General features: G+C 68.0%; 24 protein-coding genes. 19 read left to right on the top strand and 5 right to left on the bottom strand.

All coding sequences use genetic code 11. The features are described 5' to 3' along the window. Positions 1-59: 59 nt before the first annotated feature. A complete protein-coding gene (locus ABL840_RS16660; RefSeq protein WP_093302692.1) occupies positions 60-602 on the bottom strand; it encodes a demethoxyubiquinone hydroxylase family protein in 543 nt (180 codons plus the stop codon). Positions 603-877: 275 nt separating this feature from the next. Between ABL840_RS16660 and ABL840_RS16655 the strand changes: the two genes are divergently transcribed. From ABL840_RS16655 to ABL840_RS16620, 8 genes are all read left to right on the top strand, one after another. Continuing rightward, the gene (locus tag ABL840_RS16655; RefSeq protein ID WP_093302691.1) at positions 878-1,864 is read left to right on the top strand and encodes a MurR/RpiR family transcriptional regulator; all 987 of its coding nucleotides are present in this window, start codon (positions 878-880) and stop codon (positions 1,862-1,864) included. Next, positions 1,861-2,832 carry an isoaspartyl peptidase/L-asparaginase family protein gene (locus ABL840_RS16650; RefSeq protein WP_093302688.1) on the top strand — a complete coding sequence of 324 codons (972 nt, stop codon included), beginning with the start codon at positions 1,861-1,863 and terminating at the stop codon, positions 2,830-2,832. Before ABL840_RS16655 ends, ABL840_RS16650 begins: the two co-directional genes overlap by 4 nt. 44 nt (positions 2,833-2,876) lie before the next feature. Beyond that, positions 2,877-4,754 (top strand): dipeptide ABC transporter ATP-binding protein, encoded by a 1,878-nt coding sequence (locus ABL840_RS16645; RefSeq protein ID WP_093302686.1) that lies wholly within the window; start codon positions 2,877-2,879, stop codon positions 4,752-4,754. 79 nt (positions 4,755-4,833) lie between these two features. Continuing rightward, the gene (gene gsiB, locus ABL840_RS16640) at positions 4,834-6,390 is read left to right on the top strand and encodes a glutathione ABC transporter substrate-binding protein GsiB (protein ID WP_093195445.1); all 1,557 of its coding nucleotides are present in this window, start codon (positions 4,834-4,836) and stop codon (positions 6,388-6,390) included. A gap of 80 nt (positions 6,391-6,470) precedes the next feature. Next, a complete protein-coding gene (gsiC, locus tag ABL840_RS16635; RefSeq protein ID WP_093195446.1) occupies positions 6,471-7,391 on the top strand; it encodes a glutathione ABC transporter permease GsiC in 921 nt (306 codons plus the stop codon). A 31-nt stretch (positions 7,392-7,422) separates the two neighbouring features. After that, on the top strand, positions 7,423-8,331 hold the full coding sequence (gene gsiD / locus ABL840_RS16630) for a glutathione ABC transporter permease GsiD (RefSeq protein ID WP_093195447.1): 909 nt from the start codon (positions 7,423-7,425) through the stop codon (positions 8,329-8,331). A gap of 18 nt (positions 8,332-8,349) precedes the next feature. Continuing rightward, positions 8,350-9,477 (top strand): P1 family peptidase, encoded by a 1,128-nt coding sequence (locus ABL840_RS16625; protein ID WP_093302683.1) that lies wholly within the window; start codon positions 8,350-8,352, stop codon positions 9,475-9,477. 14 nt (positions 9,478-9,491) lie between these two features. Continuing rightward, a complete protein-coding gene (locus tag ABL840_RS16620; RefSeq protein WP_093302681.1) occupies positions 9,492-10,310 on the top strand; it encodes a M55 family metallopeptidase in 819 nt (272 codons plus the stop codon). Between the two features lie 12 nt (positions 10,311-10,322). On the opposite strand, the gene ABL840_RS16615 is transcribed toward ABL840_RS16620, so the two are convergent. Further along, a complete protein-coding gene (locus ABL840_RS16615; RefSeq protein WP_093302678.1) occupies positions 10,323-10,910 on the bottom strand; it encodes a hypothetical protein in 588 nt (195 codons plus the stop codon). Positions 10,911-11,162: 252 nt separating this feature from the next. Here ABL840_RS16615 and ABL840_RS16610 point away from each other — a divergent pair, with 252 nt between their 5' ends. From ABL840_RS16610 to ABL840_RS16580, 7 genes are all read left to right on the top strand, one after another. Then, positions 11,163-12,941, top strand: a complete 1,779-nt coding sequence (locus ABL840_RS16610) for a nitrite/sulfite reductase (protein WP_093302677.1) — start codon at positions 11,163-11,165, stop codon at positions 12,939-12,941. After that, a complete protein-coding gene (locus tag ABL840_RS16605) occupies positions 12,938-13,333 on the top strand; it encodes a DUF934 domain-containing protein (protein ID WP_093302674.1) in 396 nt (131 codons plus the stop codon). Before ABL840_RS16610 ends, ABL840_RS16605 begins: the two co-directional genes overlap by 4 nt. 20 nt (positions 13,334-13,353) lie before the next feature. Beyond that, positions 13,354-13,974 (top strand): phosphoadenosine phosphosulfate reductase family protein, encoded by a 621-nt coding sequence (locus ABL840_RS16600; RefSeq protein ID WP_093302672.1) that lies wholly within the window; start codon positions 13,354-13,356, stop codon positions 13,972-13,974. Between the two features lie 44 nt (positions 13,975-14,018). Continuing rightward, a complete protein-coding gene (gene cysD, locus ABL840_RS16595; RefSeq protein ID WP_093302669.1) occupies positions 14,019-14,960 on the top strand; it encodes a sulfate adenylyltransferase subunit CysD in 942 nt (313 codons plus the stop codon). 115 nt (positions 14,961-15,075) lie between these two features. Then, a complete protein-coding gene (locus tag ABL840_RS16590; RefSeq protein ID WP_093195455.1) occupies positions 15,076-16,416 on the top strand; it encodes a sulfate adenylyltransferase subunit 1 in 1,341 nt (446 codons plus the stop codon). A gap of 44 nt (positions 16,417-16,460) precedes the next feature. After that, positions 16,461-16,790, top strand: a complete 330-nt coding sequence (fdxA, locus tag ABL840_RS16585; RefSeq protein ID WP_093195456.1) for a ferredoxin FdxA — start codon at positions 16,461-16,463, stop codon at positions 16,788-16,790. Beyond that, entirely contained in the window at positions 16,748-17,830 is a 1,083-nt protein-coding gene (locus ABL840_RS16580; protein ID WP_418116307.1) for an NAD(P)/FAD-dependent oxidoreductase, read from the top strand. The genes fdxA and ABL840_RS16580 overlap by 43 nt, the downstream gene beginning before the upstream one ends. On the opposite strand, the gene ABL840_RS16575 is transcribed toward ABL840_RS16580, so the two are convergent. Then, positions 17,831-19,135 (bottom strand): aspartate aminotransferase family protein, encoded by a 1,305-nt coding sequence (locus ABL840_RS16575; RefSeq protein ID WP_093302667.1) that lies wholly within the window; start codon positions 19,133-19,135, stop codon positions 17,831-17,833. It abuts the gene before it with no gap. A 112-nt stretch (positions 19,136-19,247) separates the two neighbouring features. On the opposite strand from ABL840_RS16575, the gene ABL840_RS16570 reads away from it, so the two are divergent. Next, on the top strand, positions 19,248-19,991 hold the full coding sequence (locus ABL840_RS16570; RefSeq protein ID WP_176947492.1) for a TetR/AcrR family transcriptional regulator: 744 nt from the start codon (positions 19,248-19,250) through the stop codon (positions 19,989-19,991). Here the strand turns inward: ABL840_RS16570 and ABL840_RS16565 are convergent. Beyond that, positions 19,978-20,916 (bottom strand): LysR family transcriptional regulator, encoded by a 939-nt coding sequence (locus ABL840_RS16565; protein ID WP_093302664.1) that lies wholly within the window; start codon positions 20,914-20,916, stop codon positions 19,978-19,980. The genes ABL840_RS16570 and ABL840_RS16565 overlap by 14 nt on opposite strands. 84 nt (positions 20,917-21,000) lie before the next feature. Between ABL840_RS16565 and ABL840_RS16560 the strand changes: the two genes are divergently transcribed. The 3 genes from ABL840_RS16560 to ABL840_RS16550 are packed head-to-tail and all read left to right on the top strand — an operon-like array spanning position 21,001 to position 24,202. Next, positions 21,001-22,008, top strand: coding sequence for a Bug family tripartite tricarboxylate transporter substrate binding protein (locus ABL840_RS16560; protein WP_093302661.1), 1,008 nt, complete (start codon positions 21,001-21,003; stop codon positions 22,006-22,008). Continuing rightward, on the top strand, positions 22,005-23,225 hold the full coding sequence (locus tag ABL840_RS16555) for an aromatic ring-hydroxylating dioxygenase subunit alpha (protein WP_093302659.1): 1,221 nt from the start codon (positions 22,005-22,007) through the stop codon (positions 23,223-23,225). Before ABL840_RS16560 ends, ABL840_RS16555 begins: the two co-directional genes overlap by 4 nt. Beyond that, positions 23,222-24,202 (top strand): PDR/VanB family oxidoreductase, encoded by a 981-nt coding sequence (locus ABL840_RS16550; protein ID WP_093302656.1) that lies wholly within the window; start codon positions 23,222-23,224, stop codon positions 24,200-24,202. The genes ABL840_RS16555 and ABL840_RS16550 overlap by 4 nt, the downstream gene beginning before the upstream one ends. Here the strand turns inward: ABL840_RS16550 and ABL840_RS16545 are convergent. Beyond that, a complete protein-coding gene (locus tag ABL840_RS16545) occupies positions 24,176-26,074 on the bottom strand; it encodes an adenylate/guanylate cyclase domain-containing protein (RefSeq protein ID WP_093302654.1) in 1,899 nt (632 codons plus the stop codon). The two genes, ABL840_RS16550 and ABL840_RS16545, sit on opposite strands and share 27 nt — an antisense overlap. Positions 26,075-26,235: the final 161 nt, after the last annotated feature.

Raw genomic sequence — 26,235 nt, 5'->3', positions numbered from 1 at the left:
GAGATTTCGGCGTGCGAGGCGCAGTGTATCGCCCGGAAGCGGAACTCACCGCAGTGAATTCAAAGCCGCATCCCCAGCCAGATCACCGTCTCGGTCGAAGCTGCAACAACCGGGCTCAGCAACTTCGTCCATACATGGCCCGCACGCACATGCGACGCCGACTGATCGTGGTGCAACTGCTCCTCCTCGACGATCTGCGATATGACGTGAACCGCAGCTTCGTCCTTGCCCGACAGCTCGCGCAACTGCGTCTTCAGGTGTCCCAGCACCACGCGCTCGACAGCCACGGTGGTCGCGGCAATGGCATGGCGGCCCAGCAGCCCGGTGAGCAGACCGAGCACCCATCCGCCGATGCCGCACAGCCAGTAGCTGCGGCAACGGCGCACTCCCCGCCGCTGCAGCTCGGCCCAGAACAGCGCCCGGTGTCTTTCCTCGTGAGACTTGAACTCGCGCAACTCCGGCACCAGTGACGGCGCAGTCCATCGCGCCACGAAGATCTGGGCTCTGTAGATGTTGACCGCACCTTGCTCGCCCGCATGGTCGACCTTGAGGATCCGTCCACCCAACGTCGAACCTCGATCCTCTAGCTTCCCCTCGTTCATCGCGCCCCTCTCATTTGCCGAGGATTTTGACAACTCGGCCGCCCGGCAGGCGCAAATCAGCGACATCAGGGGAAATACCTAGAGGCCAGGCCATCACCGGCTCGGGCGCGCCCTTCACGAGGGAAACAGCACGCCTCTCCGCCTCCTCAATCCCCCTTCAGCGCTGGCCCGCTACTTGCGATCATGATCAAAAATGACAGAAAATTTTCTTATCTGACTTATATTTGTAAACTGGTTTTCAAAAAACGCACACTTTCGGGCGCATCGCACCCTCCATGAGCACCACTCTCGACACCCCAGGCACCACCGTGGCCCAGCGCATCGCGCAGGCGTTGCCGCGGCTGTCGCGTTCGCATCGGCAGGTGGCCGACTACGTGCTGGAGCACCCGCTGCAGGTCGCCACGCTGCCCATCGACGAGCTGGCGGCAGTGGTGGGCGTGTCGGTCGCCACGGCCAACCGCTTCGCGCGCGCGCTGGACTTCGACGGCTACGCGACCTTCCGCGCCGAGCTCGTGCGCGGCTTCGAGCCGCTGGTGGCGCCGGTGGAGCGCCTGCGCGGCAACCTTGAGCGGCCGACCACGGTGGCCGAGGTGTTCGCAACCGCGCTCGACGAGAGCCGCCGCAACATCGACGCCACGCGCCAGACGCTGGACTACGCCGCCTGCGAAGCCGCGGTGGAGCGCATCGGCAAGGCGCGCTCGGTCTACATCGGCGGCTTCGGCGCGAGCGCATGGCTCGCGGGCCTGCTGCAGCACGGGCTGGACGGCAGCTGCAGCGACGTGCGCCTGCTTGCGGGTGTCAGCGGCGTCACGCACGCCGCGCGCACGCTGATGCACGCGGGGCCGCAGGACGTGTTCATCGGCCTCACCTTTCCGCGCTACCTCACGGACACCATCGCGCTCGCGCAGATCGCGCGCAGCCAGGGCTGCTCGGTGATCGCCCTCACCGACCGCCCCAGCTCGCCGCTGGCCCCGCTGGCCGACGTGGCGCTCTTCTGCCAGACCGAAACCAGCTACCGCCCGAACTGCGAGACCAGCGTGCTCGCGCTGATCGAGGCGCTGACCAGCGCGGTGTCGCTGCGCGCGCCCGACCCGGTGCAGTCGGCCGGCCGCATCCTGCACGCCGTGCGGCCATGGCTGCACGGCGCCAACGGGCTGCCCCGCATCAACGGGCTCGACACGAGCGCCCGCCAGCAAGACAAGACGACAGATGCCTCCGCCGCGAACGGCGCCGGCAAGAGAAAGAAGAAAGCTTCCCGATGACCCAGACCCACGTGCCCGTGATCGCCATCCACGGCGGCGCCGGCACCATCAGCGCCGCGACGACGAGCGCGGAACAGGCGCAGGCCTATCACGACGCGTTGAAGAGCATCGTGGCCGCCGCGCAGGCGATGCTGCTCAAGGGCGCGTCCGCGCTCGACGCAGCCTGCCTCGCGGTCGAGATGCTCGAAGACTGCCCGCTCTTCAACGCCGGCCACGGCGCGGTGTTCACGCACGACGAAACCCATGAGCTCGATGCCGCCGTGATGGACGGCGCCACGCTCGCCGCCGGCGCGGTTGCCGGCGTCTGCCACATCCGCCGCCCGGTGCGCGCCGCGCGCGCCGTGCTGGAAGACGGAGCCCACGTGCTGCTGGCCGGTGCCGGTGCCGAGGTGTTCGCGCGCGAACGAGGGCTGGAGATGGTCGAGCCTTCGTTCTTCTCCACCGAGGCTCGTCGCCAACAGCTCTACCGCGTGCGCGGCACCGGCCGTGTCGTGACCGATCACGAGGGCGCGACGATGGCGGCGACAGGTTCGTCCCCGCTCGACGAGGACAAGAAGTTCGGCACCGTCGGCGCGGTGGCGCTCGACATGCACGGCCACCTGGCCGCGGCCACATCCACCGGCGGCATGACCAACAAGCGCGTCGGCCGCATCGGCGATTCGCCCCTGATCGGCGCCGGCACCTATGCCGACGACCGCACGGCCGCCGTGTCGTGCACCGGCAGCGGCGAGATGTTCATCCGCGTCGCCGCGGCCTACGACGTGTGCGCGCGCATGGCCTACGGCGGCGCGACGCTCGAAGCCGCCACGCACGCGGTGGTGCAGCAGTCGCTGCCGGCCATCGGCGGCTCCGGCGGGCTGATCGCCGTCGACCGCCACGGCAACCTGAGCCTGGCCTTCAACTCCGAAGGCATGTATCGCGGCCGCGCGCGCGGCAACGACGCACCGCAAACGGCCATCTTCGCCTAAAGCCGCACGCACGCTCGCTCGCACCCTCTTTTTCTCGCACTCCCATGTCCACCCCTGCCCTCGCCCTGCCGGACGGCCGCGTTCTCGCCGTCGACGACCTCACCGTTCGCTTCTCGACTTCCGAGCGCACGGTCGATGCCGTGAAGAAGCTGTCCTTCCACGTCGACCACGGCGAAACGCTCGCGGTGGTGGGCGAATCGGGTTCGGGCAAGTCGGTCACCTCGCTCGCGCTGATGCGGCTGGTGGAGCACGGCGGCGGCCGCATCCTCAACGGCAGCATGATGTTCCGCCGCCGCAACGGCGAAGTGCTCGACCTGGCGCAGGCACGCGACAGCGCAATGCGCAACATCCGCGGCGCGGACATCGCGATGATCTTCCAGGAGCCGATGACGTCGCTGAACCCGGTGTTCACGGCAGGCGACCAGATCGCCGAGGCCATCCGCATCCACCAGGGCAAGAGCGATGCGGCCGCGCGCGCCGAAGCGCTGCGCATGCTGGAGCTGGTGCGCATTCCCGAAGCGCGCAACGTGCTCGACCGCTACCCGCACCAGCTCTCGGGCGGCATGCGTCAGCGCGTGATGATCGCGATGGCGCTGTCGTGCAAGCCGCAGCTGCTGATCGCCGACGAACCCACCACCGCGCTGGACGTGACCATCCAGGCGCAGATCCTGCAGCTCATCCGCGAGCTGCAGAAGGAGATGCGCATGGGCGTGCTCTTCATCACGCACGACATGGGCGTGGTGGCCGAGATCGCCGACCGCGTGCTCGTGATGTACCGCGGCGACAAGGTGGAAGCCGGCAGCTCCGACACCGTGTTCGCGGCGCCGCAGCACCCCTACACCAAGGCACTGCTGTCGGCCGTGCCGAAGCTCGGCGCGATGCAGGGCACCGACCTGCCGGCCAAGTTCGAGCTGCTGCGCACCGAGTCCAGCACCGACACCGTGCCGTGCACCCAGACAACGCCGCAGGACACCGTGCGCCACGCCGACGGCCCCATCCTGCGCGTGCGCGACCTCGTCACCCGTTTCGACGTGCGCAGCGGCCTCTTCGGCCGCGTGAAGCGCCGCGTGCATGCGGTGGAGAAGATCAGCTTCGACCTGTACCCCGGCGAAACGCTGGCGCTGGTCGGCGAATCGGGCTGCGGCAAGTCGACCACCGGCCGCTCGCTGCTGCGCCTGGTCGAGAGCCAGAGCGGCGCCATCGAGTTCGGCGGCAAGAACATCCGCGACCTGCCCACGCGCGAGCTGCAAGCGCTGCGCCGCAACATCCAGTTCATCTTCCAGGACCCCTTCGCCTCGCTCGATCCGCGCGTGACGGTGGGCTTCTCGATCATGGAGCCGCTGCTCATCCACAAGATGGCCAGCGGCGCCGAGGCGCAGCAGCGCGTGGACTGGCTGCTGCAGAAGGTCGGCCTGCCACCGGAAGTGGCACAGCGCTACCCACACGAGTTCTCGGGAGGCCAGCGGCAGCGCATCGCGATCGCGCGTGCGCTGGCGTTGAACCCGAAGGTGGTGGTCGCCGACGAATCGGTGTCGGCGCTGGACGTGTCGATCCAGGCGCAGATCGTCAACCTGATGCTCGACCTGCAGCGCGAGCTGGGCGTGGCCTTTCTCTTCATCTCGCACGACATGGCGGTGGTGGAGCGCATCAGCCACCGCGTGGCCGTGATGTACCTGGGCCAGATCGTCGAGATCGGTCCGCGCCGCGCGGTGTTCGAGGCACCGCAGCACGCCTACACCCGCAAGCTGATGGCGGCGGTGCCGGTGGCCGACCCGTCGCGCCGCAACAAGCCGCGCGCGCTGCTCGAAGGCGAGATTCCCAGCCCGATCCGCGCGGTAGGCGACGAGCCCGAGGTGCCGCCGCTGGTGCAGGTCGCGCCCGGCCATTTCGTTGCACGGCACGCCATCGGCGGCGCGTTCTGATCCCCCGTTTTTTCTTCACTCATTTTTCTCAACCCGCAGGCCCTCCTGCTTTTTTCCTCGAACCGACTGGAGTTCTTCCATGACGCAACAAGCTTCCTCCTCCCTGCGATGGGCATCCGCACTGCTGGGCCTGGCCGCGCTGGCCGCCTCGGGCACGGCACTGGCCGCGAAAGACGTGGTGCTGTCGATCGGCTACCAGCCGGAAACGCTGGACCCGTACAACACCAACACCACCATCACCACCGCGGTGACGAAGACCTTCTATGAAGGCCTGTTCCAGTTCGACAAGGACCTGAAGGTGCAGAACGTGCTGGCCGAGGGCTACGAGGTGTCGAAGGACGGCCTGGTCTACACCATCAAGCTGCGCACCGGCGTGAAGTTCCACGACGGCACCGACTTCAACGCGGACGCCGTGAAGTTCACGCTCGACCGCGTGCTGAACCAGGACAACAAGCTGCTGCGTTACAACCAGTTCAACCGCGTGAGCAAGGTCGAGGCGGTGAACCCGACGACCGTGCGCATCACGCTGAAGGAGCCCTTCGGCCCCTTCATCAACTCCCTGGCGCACGCCTCGGCCGCCATGATCTCGCCCACCGCGCTGAAGAAGTGGGGCAACAAGGACATCGCCTTCCACCCCGTGGGCACCGGCCCCTTCGAATTCGTCGAGTGGAAGCAGACCGAAGCGGTCAAGGCCAAGAAGTTCGACGGCTACTGGAAGAAGGGCTACCCGAAGGTCGACAACGTGTCGTGGAAGCCGGTGCTGGAGAACAACACGCGCGCCGCGATGCTGCAGACCGGCGAGGCCGATTTCGCCTTCCCCATTCCCTATGAGCAGGCCGAGCTGCTGAAGAAGAGCGACAAGCTCGAAGTGGTGGCCACGCCCTCGATCATCACGCGCTTCCTGGCATTCAACATGCTGCAGAAGCCCTACGACAACCCGAAGGTGCGCGAGGCCATCGGCTACGCCATCAACAAGGAAGCGCTGGCCAAGGTCGCCTTCGGCGGCTATGCCTTCCCCGCGCAGGGCGTGCTGCCGCAGGGCGTGAAGTACGCCGAGAAGATGGCGCCCATTCCCTATGACCTGAAAAAGGCCAAGGAGCTGATGAAGGAAGCCGGCTACCCCGACGGCTTCGAGTCGGTGCTGTGGAGCGCCTACAACAACACGACCTCGCAGAAGACGATCCAGTTCGTGCAGCAGCAGCTCGCGCAGATCGGCATCAAGCTGCAGGTGCAGGCGCTCGAAGTGGGCCAGCGCACCGAGCAGGTGGATGCATGGCCCGATCCGAAGACGGCCAAGGTCCGCATGTACTACACGGGCTGGTCGTCGTCGACCGGCGAAGCCGACTGGGGCCTGCGCCCGCTGTTCGCCTCTGAAGCCTGGGCTCCCAAGCTGAACAACATGTCGTTCTACAAGAGCGAGGTGGTCGACAGCTCGCTGGCCAAGGCGCTGGTGACCACGGACGAGAAGGAACGCGCAGCGCTGTACAAGACCGCGCAGGAAGAGATCCGCAAGGACCTGCCGCGCGTGCCGATGATCACCGAGCAGAACCTGTCGGCGCACGCCAAGCGTCTCTCGGGCGTGTTCGTGATGCCTGACGGCAACATCAACATCGACGCCATTGCGGTGTCGAACTGATCCCCGGTTCCTCGTTTCCTGACTGACTGCCCGGCGGGCGGTGGCATGCCGCCATCGCCCGCCCGCGGCAACCGCACCCCATGCTGAATTACTTCCTCAAACGACTGTTGGGCCTGATCCCCACGCTGCTCATCGTGGCGGTGCTGGTGTTCCTGTTCGTCCACATGCTGCCCGGCGATCCGGCGCGACTTGCCGCCGGCCAGGACGCCGACGAGCAGACCGTGGCCATGGTCCGCGCGGAGCTCGGGCTGGACAAGCCGCTGCCGCAGCAGTTCGTGAGCTTCTTCACCCACATCCTGCAGGGCGACTTCGGCACCTCCATCCGCACGCGGCGGCCGGTGGCGACCGAAATCGGCGAGCGCTTCTTCCCGACGGTGATGCTGACCATCACCAGCATGGTGTGGGCGGTGATCTTCGGCATGGGCATCGGCATCGTTTCCGCGGTGTACCGCAACAAATGGCCCGACCGGCTGGGCATGACGCTCGCCGTGTCGGGCATCTCCTTTCCCGCATTCGCGCTCGGCATGCTGCTGATGCAGATCTTCTCGGTCCAGCTCGGATGGCTGCCCACGGTGGGCGCCAGCAGCTGGAAGCACTACATCCTGCCCTCGATCACGCTGGGCGCCGCGGTGGCGGCCGTGATGGCGCGCTTCACGCGGGCCTCCTTCGTCGAGGTGATCCAGGAAGACTTCGTGCGCACAGCGCGCGCCAAGGGCGTGCGCGAGCGCGTGGTGATCATCAAGCACTGCCTGCGCAACGCGCTCATTCCGGTGGTGACGATGATGGGCCTGCAGTTCGGCTTCCTGCTGGGCGGCTCGATCCTGGTCGAGGCGGTGTTCAACTGGCCGGGCCTCGGCCGCCTGCTGGTCGACGCAGTGCAGATGCGCGACTACCCCGTCATCCAGACGCTGGTGCTGCTGTTCTCGCTCGAATTCATCCTGATCAACCTGCTGGTGGATGTGCTGTACGGCTACATCAACCCGACCATCCGATACAAGTGAGCAAGCAGCCATGACGCAACAAGCTTCCGGCATGCCTGCCGAAACCATCGCCGCGACCGTACCTGTCGTCGCCGTCCAGACCGCCGGCAAGGTCCGCACGCCCTGGGGCGAATGCTGGCGCCGCTTCAAGAAGCAGCCGGTGGGCATCGTCGCCGCGCTCTTCGTGCTGCTGCTGGTGTTCGTCGCGGTGTTCGCGCCGTGGATCGTGCCCTTCGATCCGGAGAACTACTTCGACTACGACATGCTGAACACCGGCCCCTCGGCCGCGCACTGGTTCGGCGTCGACCCGCTGGGCCGCGACATCTTCAGCCGCATCCTGATGGGAGCTCGCATCTCGCTGATGGCGGGCTTCCTGTCGGTGGTGCTGGGCGGCATCGTCGGCACGGCATTCGGCCTGCTGGCGGGCTACTACGAAGGCTGGTGGGACCGCATCGTGATGCGCATCTCGGACGTGCTCTTCGCCTTCCCCGGCATCCTGCTGGCGCTGGGCGTGGTGGCCATCCTGGGCAGCAGCATGACCAACGTGGTGGTGGCGGTGTCGGTGTTCAGCGTGCCGGCCTTCGCGCGGCTGGTGCGCGGCAACACGCTGGTGCTGAAGCAGCAGACCTACATCGAGGCCGAGCGCAGCATCGGTGCCTCGGACTGGACCATCATCGTGCGGCACATCCTGCCGGGCACCATCTCGTCGATCGTGGTGTATTTCTCGATGCGCGTGGGCACCTCGATCATCACGGCGGCCAGCCTTTCGTTCCTGGGCATGGGCGCGCAGCCGCCGACGCCCGAATGGGGCGCGATGCTCAGCGAGGCCCGCGCCGACATGGTGACCTCGCCGCACGTGGCGCTGTTCCCCAGCCTGGCCATCTTCTTCACCGTGCTCGCCTTCAACCTGCTGGGCGATGCACTGCGCGACGCGCTCGATCCGAAAATCGACCGCCAGTAATTCCGGTTCCCCTCCTTCATGTCTTCCAGCAAGCAGCAAGCCCCTCTTCCCTTCATCGGCAACCTGCTCCAGGGCGAACGCAACGCCATCACCGACGTCGCGGGCGTCACCGTGGGTCATCGCACGCTGGCCGACGGGCCCGTGCAGACGGGCGTGACCGTCATCCGCCCCCATGCGGGCGATCCGTTCCGCGACAAGGTGCCCGCCGCCGCGGTTGTGCTCAACGGCTTCGGCAAGAGCGTCGGGCTGTTGCAGGTGGAAGAGCTCGGCGTGCTCGAGACGCCCATCGCGCTGACGAACACCTTCTCGGTGGGCACGGTGGCGGCAGCGCAGATCCGCCGCTGCGTGGCCGACAACCCCGAGACCGGCCGCACGCTTCCCACGGTGAACCCGCTGGTGTTCGAGTGCAACGACGGCTTCCTCAACGACATCCAGCGCATGGCCGTGAGCGAGGCCGATTACCTGCAGGCGCTGGCCGATGCCGGCGCCGACTTCGAGCAGGGCTCGGTCGGCGCGGGGCGCGGCATGTCGAGCTTCCAGCTCAAGGGCGGCATCGGCAGCGCATCGCGGCGGGTGTCGGCGCGCAACGACGGCACCAGCGGCGGCCTGGGCGGCAGCAAGAACGTCGGCACCGGCGGCCTGCACACGGTGGGCGCGCTGGTCCTGGCGAATTACGGACGCCAGCCGCAGCTGCTGCTGGCCGGGCACGCGGTGGGCGAACGGCTCGCCGCGCTGCAGGCCGAGCGCAGCCTTCCGGCGGTGAACGAGGCCGAGAAGGGCTCGATCATCATCGTGCTGGCCACCGACGCCCCGCTCGACGCGCGCCAGCTGCGCCGCCTCGCGCTGCGCGCCGGGGCCGGCCTGGCCCGCACGGGCTCGGTCTTCGGGCACGGCAGCGGCGACATCGTGCTGGCCTTCTCCACCGCCTACACCGTGCCCGGCAGCGTCGACCGGCCGATGCCGGCGGTGGCGATGCTGCACGACGGGCTGCTCGACGGCCTGTTCCAGGCCGCGGCCGACAGCACGGAACAGGCGATCATCCATGCCCTGTGGCGCGCAACGCCCGTCACCGGGCGCGACGGCAACCACCGCGCCGCCCTGGGCGACGTGCTGCCCGCCTCCACTCTCTTCTCAACCCACGCCTGATTGCGAGCCGCTCCATGAAAGTCCTGATCTCCACCGACATCGAAGGCGTCGCCGGCGTCTATCACTCCGAGCAGGTGCGCGCGGGCAACCCCGAGTACGAGCGCGCGCGGCTGCTGATGACGCACGAGGCCAACGCCGCCATCGCCGGCGCCTTCGACGCGGGCGCCACCGAGGTGCTGGTGAACGACTCGCACGGCGGCTTCCGCAACATGCCGCCCGACCTGCTCGACGCCCGCGCCCGCGTGGTGCAGGGCAAGCCGCGCTACCTGAGCATGGTGGCGGGTGTGGAAGAAGGCGTGGACGCCGTCTGCATGGTCGGCTACCACTCGCGCGCGCAGGGGCGCGGCATCCTGGCTCACACGATCAACAGCTTCGCCTTCGCGGGCATCTCGCTCGGCGGGCAGGAACTGGGCGAGGCCGGACTCTACGGCGCCCTGGCCGGCGAGTACGGCGTGCCAGTGGTGATGGCCAGCGGCGACGACGTGTTCATTTCCGAAAACCGCCCGCTCTTCCCCCACGCGACCTTCGTCGAGACCAAGAAGGCCACCGGCTGCACCAGCGGCGTCTCGCTGTCGCCCGAGCAGTCGCGCCGTGCCATCCGCGCCGGCGTGGAAGAAGCGCTGGCGGCGCGCGCGAAGGCCAAGCCGCTCGTCTTCGAAGGCCCGCAGACCGTGACGCTGCGCACCCAGACCTCCGCGCTGGCCGACCTGTTCTGCCAGTGGCCGGACTTCGAGCGCGTGGACGGCGTCACCCTGCGCTTCACCGCCCGGACGGTGGAAGCCGCCGTGCGCATGCTGAACTGCTGCTCGGCGATGTCCTCGATGCTGCGCTGAGGCGTCCGGCCTTCAGGCCAGCACGTCGAAGCTGCGCAGGATCCAGGACAGCTGATACAGCAGGTTGACGGCCGCCAGGCCGACGTGAAAGCGCCGGTTCGCGGTGTACGCCGCCACGGCCGCCAGCACGAGATACGCCGCGATCCGGACCGGGTATTCGGCGCCGAAGGCGGCGAAATGGTCTCGGCCCTTCAACAGGGAATCGACGGCGTCGAAGACGACCGAGATGGCCAGCAGCGCGAAGAACCAGCGCCGGCGCGAGATGAAGTAGTCGCCGTAGCCGTCGTACTCGTCGATGTCCGACGGGAAGAGCACCGCGCACATCAGGTAGTAGAGGATGGCGAAGCTCATCACGAACAGATAGAGCTCGAAACGCCAGCTGAGGGCCGACAGCCGGTACTCCCACCACCAGAAATGCAGCATCGACAGCAGCATGGAAAGCGCCCATGCCAGATGCACCCAGTCGGGCCGGTGGCGTCGCGGATGCTGGACGAAGCGGGCCACGCCCGTCAGCACGCTCGCGATGGCCAGGCTCACGACCATGCCGATCGCCACCTTGATGTGGATGAAGACGGCCGGGTCCGGGTGGGTAGGCTCCATCGGCGCAACGATAGCAAAGCCGGCGGACCAGCAACAAGCGCGCGGGGAGCTTCGGGCGCCCTGCCCGTCCTTATCCGGAATAAGCATCAAACCGTCCGGAAACCCGCATGGATGCTGGCGAATAAGCTTATCCGCATAAAGCGCGAACCAAAAAATAGTTTGGTTCCATAAGGAGCACTTGGAAAATCGCGCCTTCTTGCTGGGGTGCCCCGTTCCACGCGCGGCACCGCACTTCCTCAAGACACACGCACGATGTACCAATACACAGAATTCGACCGCCAGTTCGTCCACCAACGGGCTGCCCAGTTCCGCGACCAGCTCGAACGCTGGCAGAAGGGCAAGCTCGCCGAAGACGAGTTCCGCCCCCTGCGCCTGCAAAACGGCTGGTATGTGCAGCGCTACGCGCCGATGCTGCGCGTGGCCGTGCCCTACGGCGAACTGTCGAGCCGCCAGTTGCGCGTGCTGGCTCGCATCGCACGCGAGTACGACGAGCCCGAGGCCGAGGTCTACAAGAAGGCCATCGAAACGCAAGGCCAGCTCGGCAGCCACAAGCTGCCAACCCACTACGCCCATTTCTCGACCCGCCAGAACGTCCAGTACAACTGGATTCCGCTGGCCAAGTCGGCCGACGTGATGGACCTGCTGGCCTCGGTCGACATGCACGGCATCCAGACCAGCGGCAACTGCATCCGCAACATCACCAGCGACGAGCGCGCCGGCATCGCCATCGACGAAGTGGCCGACCCGCGCCCGTTCGCGGAAATCATGCGCCAGTGGAGCACGCTGCACCCCGAGTTCGCGTTCCTGCCGCGCAAGTTCAAGATCGCCATCACCGGCGCCACCGAGGACCGCGCCGCCACCGGCTGGCACGACGTGGGCCTGCACGTGGTGAAGAACGAAGCCGGCGAGATCGGCTTCCGCGTGCAGGTGGGCGGCGGCATGGGCCGCACGCCCATCGTGGGCACGGTGCTGCGCGAGTTCCTGCCGTGGCAGCAGATCATGAACTACCTCGAGGCCGTGATCCGCGTCTACAACCGCTACGGCCGCCGCGACAACATCTACAAGGCGCGCATCAAGATCCTGGTGAAGGCCGAGGGTCAGCGCTACATCGACGACGTCGAGGCCGAGTACAAGCAGATCCTCGAGCACGACGGCGGGCCGCACACCATCACGCAGGAAGAGTACGACCGCGTGGCCGCCTCCTTCGTGCCGCCGACGCTGGCCACCCGCGTGCTGCAGAGCGCCGAGAAGACCGACGCCGAGCTGCGCGCCCACGCCGCCGACGACGTGCAGTTCGCCCGCTGGCTCGCGCGCAACGTGGCGCCGCACAAGAACCCCGCGCTGCGTGCCGTGACGCTGTCGTTCAAGCGCCTGAAGCAGGCGCCCGGCGACGCATCGGCCGACCAGCTCGACACGCTCGCCGAACTGGCCGACCGCTTCTCGGCCGGCGAAGCCCGCGTGACGCACGACCAGAATGTGGTGCTGCCCTGGGTGCATGCCGAAGACCTGCACGCGCTGTGGCTCGCCGCCCGCGCGGCCGGCTTCGCCAGCGCCAACGTGCATCTGCTGACGGACATGATCGCCTGCCCCGGCGGCGACTTCTGCGCGCTGGCCAACGCACGCTCCATTCCCGTCGCCGAAGCCATCACCGAGCGCTACCAGGACCTCGACGAGCTCGACGACCTGGGCGAGATCGACCTGCACATCAGCGGCTGCATCAATTCGTGCGGCCACCACCACAGCGGCCACATCGGCATCCTGGGCGTCGACAAGGACGGCAAGGAGTGGTACCAGGTCACCCTCGGCGGCTCCGACGGCTCCGCGCTCAGCGGCACGCCGCAGGCCGGCAAGGTGGTCGGCCCCTCGTTCTCGGCGGCAGAAGTGCCCGGCGTGATCGAGGCCGTGCTCAACACCTACCGCGACACCCGCGAAAGCGGAGAGAACTTCATCGACACGCTGCGCCGCGTGGGCCACGACCCGTTCAAGGTCGCCGCCAACGGTGCGCGTTTCAAGGTGGAGGAAGCAGCATGAAAAAGACCCTGAACATCCTGGCAGCCGAAGAGCACATCGACGACGGCGACCCGAAGGTGCTGCAGCTGGCCAACGATGCCGATCCGCTCGCCATCGAGGTGTGCCTGGCGGACATCGAGCGCATCGACCTGCACTTCCCGAAGTTCACCGACGGCCGCGCCTACAGCCAGGCCTTCCTGCTGCGCCGCCGCCTCGGCTTCACGGGCGACATCCGCGCCACGGGCGACGTGCTGATCGACCAGCTGGTGCAGATGGAACGCACCGGCTTCTCCAGCGCCGTGCTCAAGGAAGGCGTGGACGCCTCCGACGCGCAGCGCCAGTTCGACCGCTTCGCCGCCTTCTACCAGGGCGATGCGGTGAAGACCGCGCCGCATTTCGCGGCCGGCAACTGAGACGCGTGGAAGCACCTGAGATGAGCATCGACCTCGAACGCATCAACGCCGAACTCGGCCGCAACTCGGAAGGCCTGGTGGACTGGGCTCTCGGCCTGGGCCAGCCCGCGATCGTCACCACGAACTTCCGGCCCTTCGAGGCCGTGATCCTGCACATGGTCACGCGCGTGAAGCGCGACGTGCCGGTGATCTGGATGGACAACGGCTACAACACCGAAGCCACCTACCGCTTCGCCGACGAGGTGACGAAGCAGCTGGGCCTGGACCTGCACATCTACCTGCCGCGCCGCTCGCGCGCGCACCGCGAGGCGGTGGAAGGCCCGACGCCGGCGCTCGACGATCCGCGCCATGCCGCCTTCACCGAAGAGGTGAAGCTGGAGCCCTTCGCCCGCGCGCTGCGCGAGACGGCGCCCAAGGTCTGGTTCACCGCGCTGCGCGCCACCGACACGGCCGTGCGTGCGCAGATGGACCCGGTCAGCGTGAATCCCGACGGCCTGATCAAGGTCGCGCCCTTGCTGCACTGGTCGTCCAAGGATCTGCACGAGTACTGCGTGAAGCACGGCCTGCCCAACAACTTCGACTACGTCGACCCGACCAAGGGCGAAGACAACCGCGAGTGCGGACTGCATCTCGCGCACTGAGCGCCTGCACCGCACCGACCAACCGCATCCAGCCCCATCCTCCGATGAACGCCCGTACCGAAACCGATCTGCTGCTGCCGCCCGCGCATCTTTCCAACACGCACCTCGATGCGCTGGAGGAAGAAACCATCTTCATCCTGCGCGAAGTCGCGGCCGCCTTCGAGCGCCCCACCCTGCTGTTCTCGGGCGGCAAGGATTCGCTGGTGCTGCTGAAGTGCGCGGAGAAGGCGTTCGGCGTCGGCCGCATCCCCTATCCGCTGCTGATGATCGACACCGGTCACAACTTCCCCGAGGTCACGGCCTACCGTGACCAGCGCGCGAAGGAACTGGGCGCAGAGCTGATCGTGCGCAGCGTGGAAGACTCGATGAAGCGCGGCACCGTGCGCCTGGCCCACCCGGGCGAGTCGCGCAATGCGCACCAGTCGGTGACGCTGCTGGAGGCGATCGAAGAATTCCGCTTCGACGCACTGATCGGCGGCGCCCGTCGCGACGAGGAAAAGGCGCGCGCCAAGGAGCGCATCTTTTCGCACCGCGACAGCTTCGGCCAATGGCAGCCCAAGGACCAGCGCCCCGAGCTGTGGACGCTGTTCAACACCCGCCTCGCCCCGGGCGAGCACTTTCGCGTGTTCCCGATCTCGAACTGGACCGAGCTCGACGTGTGGCAGTACATCGCCCGCGAGGAAGTCGGCCTGCCCTCGATCTACTACACGCACAAGCGCGAAGTGGTGGAGCGCCGCGGCCTGCTGGTGCCCGTGACCGATCTCACCCCGCCGCGCGACGGCGAGACGGTGCAGGTGCGCGACGTGCGCTTCCGCACCGTGGGCGACATCACCACCACCTGCCCGGTGGAAAGCCTGGCGGCAGACGCGAGCGACGTGGTGCTAGAGACCCTGTCGGTCGACGTGAGCGAGCGCGGAGCCACGCGCATGGACGACATGACGTCCGAAGCTTCGATGGAAAAACGAAAGAAAGACGGGTATTTCTGACCCACCCCCAGGCTTCGCGCACTTCGTGTCGCTACGCCCACCCCCTCGAAGGGGGCAACACCAGCGGCCCGGCAAAGCCGGTTCCGCGGTGTTCCACGAATTGGAGAACCACTCAATGAACGCTGCCGTAATTTCCAACGCCTCGCCCGCCGATGTCCACGGCGACACCGGCACCGCCCTGCGCTTCATCACCTGCGGCTCGGTCGACGACGGCAAGAGCACGCTCATCGGCCGACTGCTGGTCGACAGCAAGACCGTGCTGCAGGACCAGCTGGCTGGCGTGCAGCGCGGCGGCGAGACCGACCTCGCGCTACTGACCGACGGCCTCTCGGCCGAGCGCGAGCAGGGCATCACCATCGACGTGGCCTACCGCTACTTCTCGACCGCCAAGCGCAAGTTCATCATCGGCGACGCGCCGGGCCATGAGCAGTACACGCGCAACATGGTCACGGCCGCCTCGGCAGCCGACGCCGCCGTGGTGCTGGTCGACGCGACCAAGCTGGCCTGGGCCGCCGAGGTGGAAGACGGCACCGTGGTCAAGCGCGAGCTGCTGCCGCAGACGCGCCGCCACTCGCTGCTGTGTCATCTGCTGCGCGTGCAGTCGATCGTGTTCGCCGTGAACAAGCTCGATGCCATCGGCGATGCCGGCCTGGCCTTCGAGCGCATCTCGGCCGCGCTGAACGCCTTTGCCGAAGCGGCCGGCGTGAAGGTGGCGGGCATCGTGCCGATCTCCGCGCTCAAGGGCTGGAACGTGGCCACGCGCCACGCCGACTGGGTCGGCTACGAAGGCCCGAGCCTGCTCGAGCTGCTCGAGGAACTGCCGGTCACCGCGCAGGACGAAGCCGTGCCCTTCGCCTTCCCGGTGCAGTGGGTCGAGAAGTTCTCGTCGTCGGCCGACACCTCGCAGGGTCGCCGCGTGTTCTGGGGCCGCGTCGCCTCGGGCCACGTGGAGCCGGGCCAGCGCGTGACCGTGCTGCCGAGCAACCAGACCGCCACCGTCGCCCAGGTGCTGAGCCACACGCGCCAGCCCAAGGCGGTGCATGCGGGCCACAGCGCCGGCATCGTGCTCGACCGCGAGGTCGACGTGTCGCGCGGCGACTGGCTGCTGGCGCCCGGCGCCTTCGAGCCGGTGCGCGAGATCACCGCCACCGTGGCCTGGCTCGACGACGAGCCGCTGGTCGCGGGCCGTGTGTACTGGGCACTGCAGGGCCATCGCTGGGTGAAGGCCAAGGTGGCGCGCATCGTCGACCGCGTGAACATCACGACGCTCGATTCCGAGCCGGCGACGCAGCTGGAAGCCAATTCCATCGGCGACGTGGTGCTGGCGCTGCAGCAGCCGCTGGCCGTGCTGCCCTTCACGCAATCGCGTGCCCTTGGCTCCCTCGTGCTGGTCGATACGGCCTCCCACAGGACCGCCGCTGCCGTGCTCGTGCAGCCCTCCGCCGCAAAGGCCTAAAATCCCGGGTTTTCCCCGACCTCACCACTGACGCCAAAAAACAAATGACCCACGTCGTCTCCGAAGCCTGCATCCGTTGCAAATACACCGACTGCGTGGACGTTTGCCCCGTCGACTGTTTCCGCGAAGGTCCCAACATGCTGGTGATCGACCCGGACGAATGCATCGACTGCGCGGTCTGCATCCCCGAGTGCCCGGTCAACGCGATCTACGCCGAGGAAGACCTGCCGGCCAACCAGATCGCCTTCATCAAGATCAACGCCGAGCTGGCCCAGGCCGACGGCTGGAAGAGCATCACCAAGCGCAAGCCCGCCCTGCCCGACGCCGAGGAGTGGAAGGACAAGACGGACAAGGTCGGGGAGCTGGTGCGCTGAACCAGCCCGCCGTTCCTGCCGCTCTTCCGATCGAGACCGACGCGCTGATCGTCGGCGCCGGCCCCGTGGGGCTGTTCCAGGCCTTCCAGCTGGGCCTGCTCGAAATCTCCTGCCACATCGTCGATGCACTGCCCGCCGCCGGCGGCCAGTGCGTGGCGCTGTATGGCGACAAGCCCATCTACGACATTCCCGGCACGCCGGTGACCAGCGGGCGCGACCTGGCGCAGTCGCTGCTGCAGCAGGTGGCACCGTTCAAGCCGCAATTCCACTTCGGCGAGCAGGTTTCCACCCTGGCGCGCGAGGCCGATGGGCGGCTGCTGCTGACCACGTCGGCAGGCAAGGCATTCCTTGCGAAGACCGTGTTCATCGCAGCCGGCGTCGGCGCCTTCGTGCCCAAGCGCATCGCCGTCGAGGGTATTGCGCAATTCGAGGGCAGCTCGCTCTTCTATCACCCCGATTCGCTGGACCGCTTCGCCGGACAGACGGTGGTGGTCAACGGCGGCGACGACATCGCGCTCGAAACCGCCATCGCGCTCACGTCCATCGCCAGGCAGGTCACGCTGGTGCACCGACGCGACGGCTTCCAGGCCGAGGAAGCGACCGTCTCGGCCATGCGCGCCCTCGTGGCCGCCGGCCAGCTGGCCTTCAAGGTCGGCCAGCCCGCCGCCTTCGACGGTAGACACCTCCAGATCACCACGCCCGACGCGACCACCGTCGACCTTCCGCTCGACGCGCTGGTCGCCTGCCTCGGCATCTCGCCGCGCCTCGGCCCCATCGCCGACTGGGGCCTGGAGCTGGAGCGCAAGCAGGTGCCGGTCGACACCGAGAAGTACGAAACCCGCGAGCGCGGCGTGTTCGCGGTGGGCGACATCAACACCTACCCGGGCAAGAAGAAGCTCATCGTCTGCGGCTTCCACGAGGCCACGCTGGCTGCCTGGGGCGCCACGGCCATCGTGTTCCCCGGCAAGGCCGTGCCACTGCAGTACACGACCACCAGCACCCGCCTGCACGAGCTGCTGGGCGTGGCCGGCTCCCGCTAGCTAGTTCGCGCGGGGCAGCAGTGCCCTGTATTCGCCGATGAAGCTGCCGATGGCGGCCACGTAGCGGTCGATGTCCGCGTCGGTCAGCGGCAGCGACAGCACCACGAAGCCACGTGGCGAGGTGTAGATGCTCTCGCTCAGCAGATGGAAGAACAGCAGCTGGCGCAGACGGGCATCGACCGGTGCCAGGTCGTCGGTGCTGCGCACCTCGCCGGCCACGAAATGCGCGTTCATCAACGAGCCGACGCCGGTGAACTGCATTGCGACGCCCTCCCCGGCGCACAGCGCATCGAGCCGCGTCCGCATCGCATCGCCCCTGTCGGCCAGCTCACCTGCCGCCTCCGGCGTGAACAGCTTCGTGAGCCCGGCGTGCCCGGCCGCCATCGTCAGCACGTTGTTGTTGAATGTGCCCGAGTGGGCTAGCGGCCCGGTGCGCGGGTCGAACAGCGCCATCACGTCAGCACGGCCGCCGAAGGCACCGAAAGACATGCCGCCGCCGATGTACTTGCCCAGCGTGGTCAGGTCCGAGCGGATGCCCAGCTTGTTCGCCAGCCCGTGCGGCGCCAGGCGCGAAGTCATCACCTCGTCGAAGATCAGCAGCGCACCGACGCGCGTGGCCGATTCGCGCAGCGCCTGCAGGAACTCCAGGCGGCCCGGAATGCAGCCGCTGGCGCCCTGCATCGGCTCCAGCAGGACGGCGGCGATCTCGGGGCCGTGCTTGTCGATCTGCTCGCGTGCCGTCTGCGTGTCGTTGTAGGGCAGCACGAGGAAATCGAAGGGCACCGTCGTCGGCGACGGCTTTGCGCCGAAGCCCAGCACGCCACCGTGGTAGCCGCCCGAGAACACGACGATCTTGCGGCGGCCCGTGAAGTGCAGCGCCGCGGTCAGTGCCATCAGGTTCGCCTCGGTGCCCGAGTTGGTGAAGCGAAGCTGCTCGATCTGCGGGAAGCGCTCGCAGATGAGCCTTGCCAGTCGCCCTTCGAGCAGGTTGTGACCCGTGAGGTTGATGCCGCCCTTCATCGCCTCTGCGACGGCTTCGCGGATCTCGGGCGCCGAGTGGCCGTAGACGCCGGCCGTGTACTCGGCAATGAAGTCGGCATAGCGGTGGCCGTCGGCGTCCCACAGCGTGGCGCCCTCTCCTCTGGCGATCGTCAGCGGGAACGGCGCGTAGAACAGCACCGAACGGCTGTTGGCGCCGGGCATGTAGCGAGCCTGTTCCTCGAACTGGCGGAGGCTGGCCGGGTTGCTTTCGGTGAAGCGGCCGTGCGCGGCTGCAAGGGCTTGGTCGATGTCGGCATGGGCCATGGCGATGTCCTTCGAAGGTGGTGCGCCCGTCGCCTGCAGCGCGATTTATTGATCGATGCTCAATTTAATTTGTTTATACAGTCAACCCGACTGCAGCACAATGGCTGCAACCATGACGAAGAATTCGCCCCAAAAGGTCCAGAAACCCCGCACGGCCGGCCGCCCCGCCGGTGGCGGCGGCCTGACGAAGCAGCGCATCGCCGAGGAAGCACTGGCGCAGATCGACGAGTTCGGCCTCGGTGCCTTCAGCATGCGCGAGGTAGCGGCACGGCTCGACGTGTATCCGGCCACGGTGCACTGGCACGTGAGCACGCGCGAGGCGCTGCTGGCCGAAGTTGCGGCGCTCGTCATGGCCGAAGTGCTGCCGCCGCCGGGCAAGCTCGCATGGCACGACTGGATCGCCGAGCTGTTCCGCCGCTGCCGGGCCGCGGTGCGGCGGCACCCCAACGTGGCACAGCTGCTGGGCGCGCAGCTGGTATCGAACGGCAGCCTGCCGATGGAGCTGGTCGAGGGCGTGCTGGCCGCACTGACCGAAGCCGGCTTCGAGGGCGAGCCGCTGCTGGAGGCCTACAACTGCGTGGTAGCCGCGATGCTGGGCTTCCTGACGATGGAGTTCTCGCCCCTGCCCGCCGACAACACCCAGGCCTGGGCCGAGGAGCTGCGCGAGCGCGTGCACACGATCCGCCCGCTCGACCATCCGGTGCTCACGCGCAACCTGGCGCAGCTGGCCAACAAGGCCTTCATCCTGCGCTGGGACAACGGCACGACGGTGCCGCTGGACAGCAGCTTCGAGCGGCACATCCAGATCACCATCGACGGGCTGGAGGCGTTCGCGCGCAGGCTCAGGCCCCGCTAGCGGCGCCCTCGGCCGGCGCGTCGCGCCCGATGCGCAGCAGCGCGTCCTTCAGCCACAGCACGCCGGCATCCGAGTTGGAGCGCCGGTTCCAGCACACCACCGAGCGGTAGCCCTGCAGCTCGAAAGGCAGCGGGTGCACCGCCAGCAGGTGGCGAAAGCGCTCCGCCACGCGCAGCGGCATCACGGCGACATGGTCGGTCTGCGCCAGCAGGTCGACGATCTGCCCGAAGCTGGTCATCGCCACGCTCATGGTGCGCGTGCGGCCCAGCCGCGCCAGCACCTGGTCGATGAGATCGTCCAGTGCCGAGCTGCCGTAACCCAGGAACACGTGCGGGGCCTCGCAGAAGGCATCGAGCGTGGCCTGCCGCGTCATCGTCGGGTGGCCCAGGCGCACGGCGACCACGTAGCGGTCTTCGTAGAGCAGCTCCGATTCGCAGTCGCTCGGTGGCTGCAGCCGCGGGAGCACCGCGATGTCGAAGTCGCCCTTGCGCAGGCGCTCGGTCAGCGTGAGGAAGGAACTGGTCTCCCAGTAGATGCGGATGCGCGAGCCGCTGGCTGCCAGCTCGTTGGCCAGCTTCGGCAGCAGCAGGTGGCTGGCGTAGTCGCCGCCCGAGATGCGGAAGATGCGCTGCGAGGCCGCCGGGTCGAAACCCTCGCCGGGCTCCAGCATCGCCGACAGGTCGGCCAGCACGCGCTCCACCTGTCCGGCCAGGGCCTGCGCGCGGGCCGTGGGCTCCACGCCGTGCGCGGTGCGGGTGAAGAGCGGGTCGCCGAAGGTGTCGCGCAGGCGGTTGAGCGAGGCGCTCACGGCGGGCTGGCTCAGGAAGAGCCTCGTCGCCGCGCGCGACACGCTGCGCTCGCGCATCAGCGCATCGAAGGTCCGCAGCATGCCGACGTCGAGGCTGCGGATATCACGTTGGGCCATATCTCATATTCAAAGCTTCGAATTGCCCGTGGGGCGGGCTGTCCGTATCGTCGAGCGCACAAGTACATCACGACTGGAGACACGATGAATCGGTTCAGACCCTCGCCGCCCGGCGAGGCCACCCGCCGCCGCGCGCTGGGCGCCCTCGGTGCAGGCCTCGCGGCACTCGCCCTGCCCGCCTTCGCGCAGGCCCCGCACTTTCCCAACCGCGTGGTGCGCATCGTCCCGTTCGGCTCCGGCGGCGGCCCGATGGACACAATCGCCCGCGTCTACGCCGAGAAGCTCAAGGCCCGCTGGAACCAGCCGGTGATCGTCGAGGCCAGGCCCGGCGCGAGCGGCACCATCGCCGCAGACACCGTCGCCAAGGCAGCACCCGACGGCTACACCGTGCTGCTCACGCTGCCGCTCACGCACATCAACAACGTGGTGCTGCAGCCGAAGCTGCCCTACGACCCGGTGAAGGACTTCGAGCCGCTTTCGCAGCTGGCCACCGGCGGCCCGATGCTGATCGCGCGCGCCTCGGCGCCGTTCTCGAACGTGCGCGAATTCGTGGCCTATGCCAAAGCGCACCCCGGCATCTCGTACGGAACCTGGGGCACCGGCTCCAACGCGCACCTGTTCGGCGAGCTGCTGGCGAGGCAGAACGGCCTGGACCTGGTCCACGTGCCCTACAAGGCCGAGGCCGCCGCGCACAACGACATGTTCGGCGAGGCGCTGGGCGTGGCCTGGGCCAACCCGTCGACCGCGCGCGGCCTCGCGCAGGCCGGCCGCATCAAGGTGCTGGGCATCACCGGCCGCCAGCGCGTGCGCTCGATGCCCAACGTGCCCACCTTCACCGAGCAGGGCTTCGCGGGCTTCGACCTCGACAGCTGGATCGGCGTGTACGCGCCGGCAAAGACACCGCAGCCCGTGCTCGACGAATGGTCCACCGCGCTGCGCGAGATCACGAAGATGCCCGACATCCAGGAGCGCCTGGCCGGCTTCGGATTCGAGCCGCTGGGCAGCACGCCCGCCGAGTTCAGGGCCAGCTACAAGGCCGACTTTCCCCGTGTCGCGGACCTGATCAAGGCCGCAGGAGTCACTCCCGAATGAGCACCGTCGCATCCGCATCCCCCACCGAATGGCAGCCGATCGCCTTCGACACCGGCACCGCCTACGGCCGCAAGCCGCCCAGCCACAAGCCCGAACTGACCGAGGTCGGCGCGGGCACGCCCATGGGCGAGCTGCTGCGCCGCTACTGGCACCCCATCGGTCTCTTAGCCGACGCCACGGACACGCCGCGCCAGGTGCGCGTGCTCGGTGAAGACCTGATCCTGTTCCGCGACAAGAAAGGCCGCGCGGGCCTCGTGCACTGGCGCTGCGCGCACCGGGGCGCCTCGCTCTACTACGGTCGCGTCGAGGAAGAAGGCATCCGCTGCTGCTACCACGGCTGGATGTTCGACGTGCAGGGCCACTGCGTCGACCAGCCCTGCGAGCCCGATGGCGGCGCGCGCAGCCGCGGCCGCGTGCGCCAGCCCTGGTATCCGGTGCAGGAGCAGTACGGCCTGATCTGGGCCTACCTCGGCCCGGCAGAGAAGAAGCCCGTGCTCCCGCGCTACGACTGCCTGGAGACACTGGACGAAGGCGAGACGCTCGAGGCCGACGGCAACAGCATCGGCGGCGGCGGGCCGCAAATCATTCCGTGCAACTGGCTGCAGCACTACGAGAACGTGGCCGATCCCTTCCACGTGCCCGTGCTGCACGGCAGCTTCAGCGGCACCCAGTTCGTGGCGCTGATGGGCCAGATGCCCGACGTGACCTTCGAGAGCACCGAGACCGGCGTGAAGATCATCTCGATCCGCAAGACGGAGGACGGCAGCACCTTCCGCCGCGTGGCCGGCCCGGTGCTGCCCACGCTGCGCGTGGTGCCGAACCCGCGCGTGGCGGCCTACGGCCGGGTGGAATCCATCGGCTGGGTGCTGCCCATCGACGACCACAGCTTCCGCATCTACACCGTGGGCCGCGTGAAGACGCCCGGCGATCTTGCCCGCGTGCGCTCGCGGCTGAACGGCAAGCTGTGGGAAGAGCTGACCGAGGCCGAGCACCGCGCCTTTCCCGGCGACTACGAGGCGCAAGTGAGCCAGGGCGCGATCACGGCGCATTCGGAAGAGCACCTGGCCAGCTCGGACCGCGGCATCGTGATGCTGCGCCGGCTGCTGCAGCGCCAGCTCGACGCGGTGCGCGAAGGCCGCGACCCGGCCGGCGTGAGCTTCGACCCCGCGACGCCGCCCGTGCATTTCGAAGCCGGCAACTTCCTCGTGCGCGAATGAGCGCGGCGGCGGCTGCGGGCCAGTCCATCGCCGTTCGGGTGGCAAGCAAGACGGTGGAGGCCGAGGGCGTGGCCGGCTTCCGTCTGGTCTCGGCGGATGGCGCCCGGCTGCCGGGCTTCGCACCCGGCGCGCACATCGACGTGGCCCTGCCGGGCGGGCTGGTGCGTCAATACTCGTTGTGCAACCTGCCCGCACAGGACGGGCACTACGAGATCGGCGTGCTGCGCGATGCCGCCTCGCGCGGGGGTTCGCTGGCGATGCACGACGCGGTGCATGAAGGCTCTGTGCTGAGCATCAGCCCGCCGCGCAACCACTTCCCGCTCCACGAAGACGCCGTGCACAGCCTGCTGCTGGCCGGCGGTATCGGCGTGACGCCGTTGCTGTCGATGGCCCAGCGGCTTGCAGCGCTGAGTGCAGGGTTCGCACTGCACTGCTGCAGCCGCACCGCCGCGCGCGCACCCTACCGGCGTCGGCTGGAAGCCAGCTCGTTCGCGGACAAGGTGTTCTTCCACCATGACGACGGACCGCCCGCGCAGCGACTCGATCTGGCTTCGACCATCGAACAGCCGGCGCCCGGCAGGCACATCTACGTGTGCGGCCCGCAGGGCTTCCTGGAGGCAGTGCGTGCCACCGCACGCGAACTGCAATGGCCGGACGCGCAGGTGCACTTCGAATACTTCTCCGGCACCCTGCCGGCAGCGGGCGAACAAGGCGAGTTCGAAGTCGAGCTGCGCAGCTCCGGCCGCGTGGTGCGCGTGCCGGCCTCGCTCAGCGTCGTGGACGCGCTGGCGGCCGAGGGCATCGACATCCCCGTGTCCTGCGCACAAGGCGTGTGCGGCACCTGCCTCACGCGCGTGCTCGAAGGCGAAGTCGAGCATCGCGACCTCTACCTCACGCCCGAGGAACAGGCCGCCAACGACCAGTTCCTGCCCTGCTGCTCGCGGGCCCGCTCACCCCGGCTGGTGCTCGACCTGTAGCAGCTCGTAGAGCACCATGCGCGTCTGCCGGCCGCGCAGCTCGGCAAGCTCCTCGATGCGGCGCGTGGCGAGCCTGCCGCCCAGCCCTTCGAAGGTGGCCTCCGAGATCAGCGTGCGCGTGCCCAGCTCTTTGTTCGCACCCTCGATGCGGCTGGCCGCATTGATCGCGTCGCCGATGGCGGTGTAGGAGAGGCGGTCGCTCGACCCGAGCACTCCCGCGATCACATGGCCGGTATGGATGCCGACGCGCGTACGGAACTCCGGCAGCCCTTCGCTGCGCCATTTGTCGTTGAGCGCATTCATCTCCGCATGCAGTTCGAGTGCCGCCAGGCAGGCCCGATATTCGGGCTCGTCCAGCTCGGTCGGCGCTCCCCACAGCACCATGATGCCGTCGCCCATGAACTTGTCGATCACGCCGCCATGCCGCGCGAAGATGCCGGCGGCGAGGCTGAAGTATTCGGTCAGCTGCCTCACGAGCACGTCGGCCGGCATCGACTCCGAGATGGTGGTGAAGCCCTCGACGTCGGTGAACATCGCGGTGATGCGGCGCGGCGATCCGCTCGGCCCCAGCGCGTGCCCTTCGGCCACGAGCTGCCGGATGATGTCCACCGGCACGAACTTGCTGAAGGCCTTGAGGCTGCGCGCCGACTCGTCCAGCGCCTGATTGAGGTGCTGAATCTCCAGCACCCGACTGGGTTCGATCGGCAGGTTGTCGAGCTCCAGCCGCCCGATGCGGCGCGCGACGCGCGAGAGGTTCTCGATGGGCCCGGTCACCAGCTTCGACAGTCGCAGCGAAATGAACAGCGCCAGCCCGAGGAAGCTTACCGTCAGCAGCAGCGACCACAGCACCGAGCGATGCAGGCCGCCGAGCAGCTGCTCTTCGGGCTCCCAGCTGACGAGCTGCCAGCGGGTATGCGGGATGTGCGAGGTCTGCACGAGGTAGCGGCGCCCTTCGTGCTCGATGGAGAAGGCCAGGTCGTCGGCGCCGCCCGCGGTGCTGGCCGCCAGCATGTGCGAGTGGATGGCGCCGAGCACGCCGGTGTCGGGAGACTCCAGCTCGCGCACCGGCTCGGGATGGTCGCTGCGCGCGACCACATGATGGTCCGAGCTCAGCAAGGCGCTTTCGCCGCTGCCCAACGCGCCGAAGATTCGCACCAGCCTCGACAGGTGCCCCAGCGACACGTTGCCGTCGACCACGAGCCCGCGCCTGTGGCCTTCGTCGTCGACACGCCCTGAAGGCCGCGCATGGCCGATGGCGAGCTCCTGCGCATCGCTCATCAGGAAGGGCTCGGTCCACACCGGGCCTTTGGCCTTCATGGCCTCCAGGTACCAGGTGCGCTTCTCGGGGTCGAAGTCGCTGCGGTAGGCGGAGATGGCCGTCGTTGCGAAGCGCTGCTTCGCATCGCCGCCGTCGAGATCGGGCGAGCTCTTGTACTGCCAGGTCTCGGTGCTGAACTCCGGACCGCGCAGCACCTGCCGGATGGCCGGGACCGGGTAGCGCACGGCCATCAGCACGTGGCCGTCGTCGGTGGCAACGTTGATGCTGTCGAGCTCCGGGGTCTGCTCGAGCATGGTCCAGAGCATCTCCGCGGTCTGCTCGCCGTCTTCTCCCGTCGCATGAACGCTCGGCGAATCGGCGATCGAGCGGATCACGCCCTCGGTCTTGGCGAGGAAGGCGAGCACGTTGTCCTCGACCCTGTCGTGATTGATCTTGTGCGCGGCGGTGCCTACCCTGGACACCAGCTTCTCGGCCGCCCAGTAGCCGAACGCCACCAGCAGCAGCGACTGCACCAGCGCGACGGCGCAGATGATGGTGCCTACGTCGACCCTGAAACGGCGCAGGCGGGGGCCCTCGAAATCGTCATCGGCCATGCAAGTTCCTCTCCATTTTTTCTTCCTGCTCGCTTATCGGCATGCGCTCCCGTTTCTTCTGTTGGTCGTTCTTCTGCTCGCGACGATTCTCGCCCCGCCCCTCCTCGCCCCCGGGTTTTCCCTGCCCTGCAAAGGCACGCCTGCCATTGCGGCTTCCCGGC

Origin of the sequence: Variovorax sp. NFACC27 (assembly GCF_048301545.1) — a bacterium.
GTDB classification, from domain to species: Bacteria; Pseudomonadota; Gammaproteobacteria; order Burkholderiales; family Burkholderiaceae_C; genus Variovorax; species Variovorax gossypii.
Note: the sequence above shows the minus strand (reverse complement) of the source record. Positions and strands in the feature narration are given on the sequence as shown.

Bases quoted from the DNA above. Each gene is read 5' to 3' on its own strand.
- ABL840_RS16660 (WP_093302692.1), bottom strand. From the start codon at position 602: ATGAACGAGGGGAAGCTAGAGGATCGAGGTTCGACGTTGGGTGGACGG.
- ABL840_RS16655 (WP_093302691.1), top strand. From the start codon at position 878: ATGAGCACCACTCTCGACACCCCAGGCACCACCGTGGCCCAGCGCATC.
- ABL840_RS16650 (WP_093302688.1), top strand. From the start codon at position 1,861: ATGACCCAGACCCACGTGCCCGTGATCGCCATCCACGGCGGCGCCGGC.
- ABL840_RS16645 (WP_093302686.1), top strand. From the start codon at position 2,877: ATGTCCACCCCTGCCCTCGCCCTGCCGGACGGCCGCGTTCTCGCCGTC.
- gsiB (WP_093195445.1), top strand. From the start codon at position 4,834: ATGACGCAACAAGCTTCCTCCTCCCTGCGATGGGCATCCGCACTGCTG.
- gsiC (WP_093195446.1), top strand. From the start codon at position 6,471: ATGCTGAATTACTTCCTCAAACGACTGTTGGGCCTGATCCCCACGCTG.
- gsiD (WP_093195447.1), top strand. From the start codon at position 7,423: ATGCCTGCCGAAACCATCGCCGCGACCGTACCTGTCGTCGCCGTCCAG.
- ABL840_RS16625 (WP_093302683.1), top strand. From the start codon at position 8,350: ATGTCTTCCAGCAAGCAGCAAGCCCCTCTTCCCTTCATCGGCAACCTG.
- ABL840_RS16620 (WP_093302681.1), top strand. From the start codon at position 9,492: ATGAAAGTCCTGATCTCCACCGACATCGAAGGCGTCGCCGGCGTCTAT.
- ABL840_RS16615 (WP_093302678.1), bottom strand. From the start codon at position 10,910: ATGGAGCCTACCCACCCGGACCCGGCCGTCTTCATCCACATCAAGGTG.
- ABL840_RS16610 (WP_093302677.1), top strand. From the start codon at position 11,163: ATGTACCAATACACAGAATTCGACCGCCAGTTCGTCCACCAACGGGCT.
- ABL840_RS16605 (WP_093302674.1), top strand. From the start codon at position 12,938: ATGAAAAAGACCCTGAACATCCTGGCAGCCGAAGAGCACATCGACGAC.
- ABL840_RS16600 (WP_093302672.1), top strand. From the start codon at position 13,354: ATGAGCATCGACCTCGAACGCATCAACGCCGAACTCGGCCGCAACTCG.
- cysD (WP_093302669.1), top strand. From the start codon at position 14,019: ATGAACGCCCGTACCGAAACCGATCTGCTGCTGCCGCCCGCGCATCTT.
- ABL840_RS16590 (WP_093195455.1), top strand. From the start codon at position 15,076: ATGAACGCTGCCGTAATTTCCAACGCCTCGCCCGCCGATGTCCACGGC.
- fdxA (WP_093195456.1), top strand. From the start codon at position 16,461: ATGACCCACGTCGTCTCCGAAGCCTGCATCCGTTGCAAATACACCGAC.
- ABL840_RS16575 (WP_093302667.1), bottom strand. From the start codon at position 19,135: ATGGCCCATGCCGACATCGACCAAGCCCTTGCAGCCGCGCACGGCCGC.
- ABL840_RS16570 (WP_176947492.1), top strand. From the start codon at position 19,248: ATGACGAAGAATTCGCCCCAAAAGGTCCAGAAACCCCGCACGGCCGGC.
- ABL840_RS16565 (WP_093302664.1), bottom strand. From the start codon at position 20,916: ATGGCCCAACGTGATATCCGCAGCCTCGACGTCGGCATGCTGCGGACC.
- ABL840_RS16560 (WP_093302661.1), top strand. From the start codon at position 21,001: ATGAATCGGTTCAGACCCTCGCCGCCCGGCGAGGCCACCCGCCGCCGC.
- ABL840_RS16555 (WP_093302659.1), top strand. From the start codon at position 22,005: ATGAGCACCGTCGCATCCGCATCCCCCACCGAATGGCAGCCGATCGCC.
- ABL840_RS16550 (WP_093302656.1), top strand. From the start codon at position 23,222: ATGAGCGCGGCGGCGGCTGCGGGCCAGTCCATCGCCGTTCGGGTGGCA.
- ABL840_RS16545 (WP_093302654.1), bottom strand. From the start codon at position 26,074: ATGGCCGATGACGATTTCGAGGGCCCCCGCCTGCGCCGTTTCAGGGTC.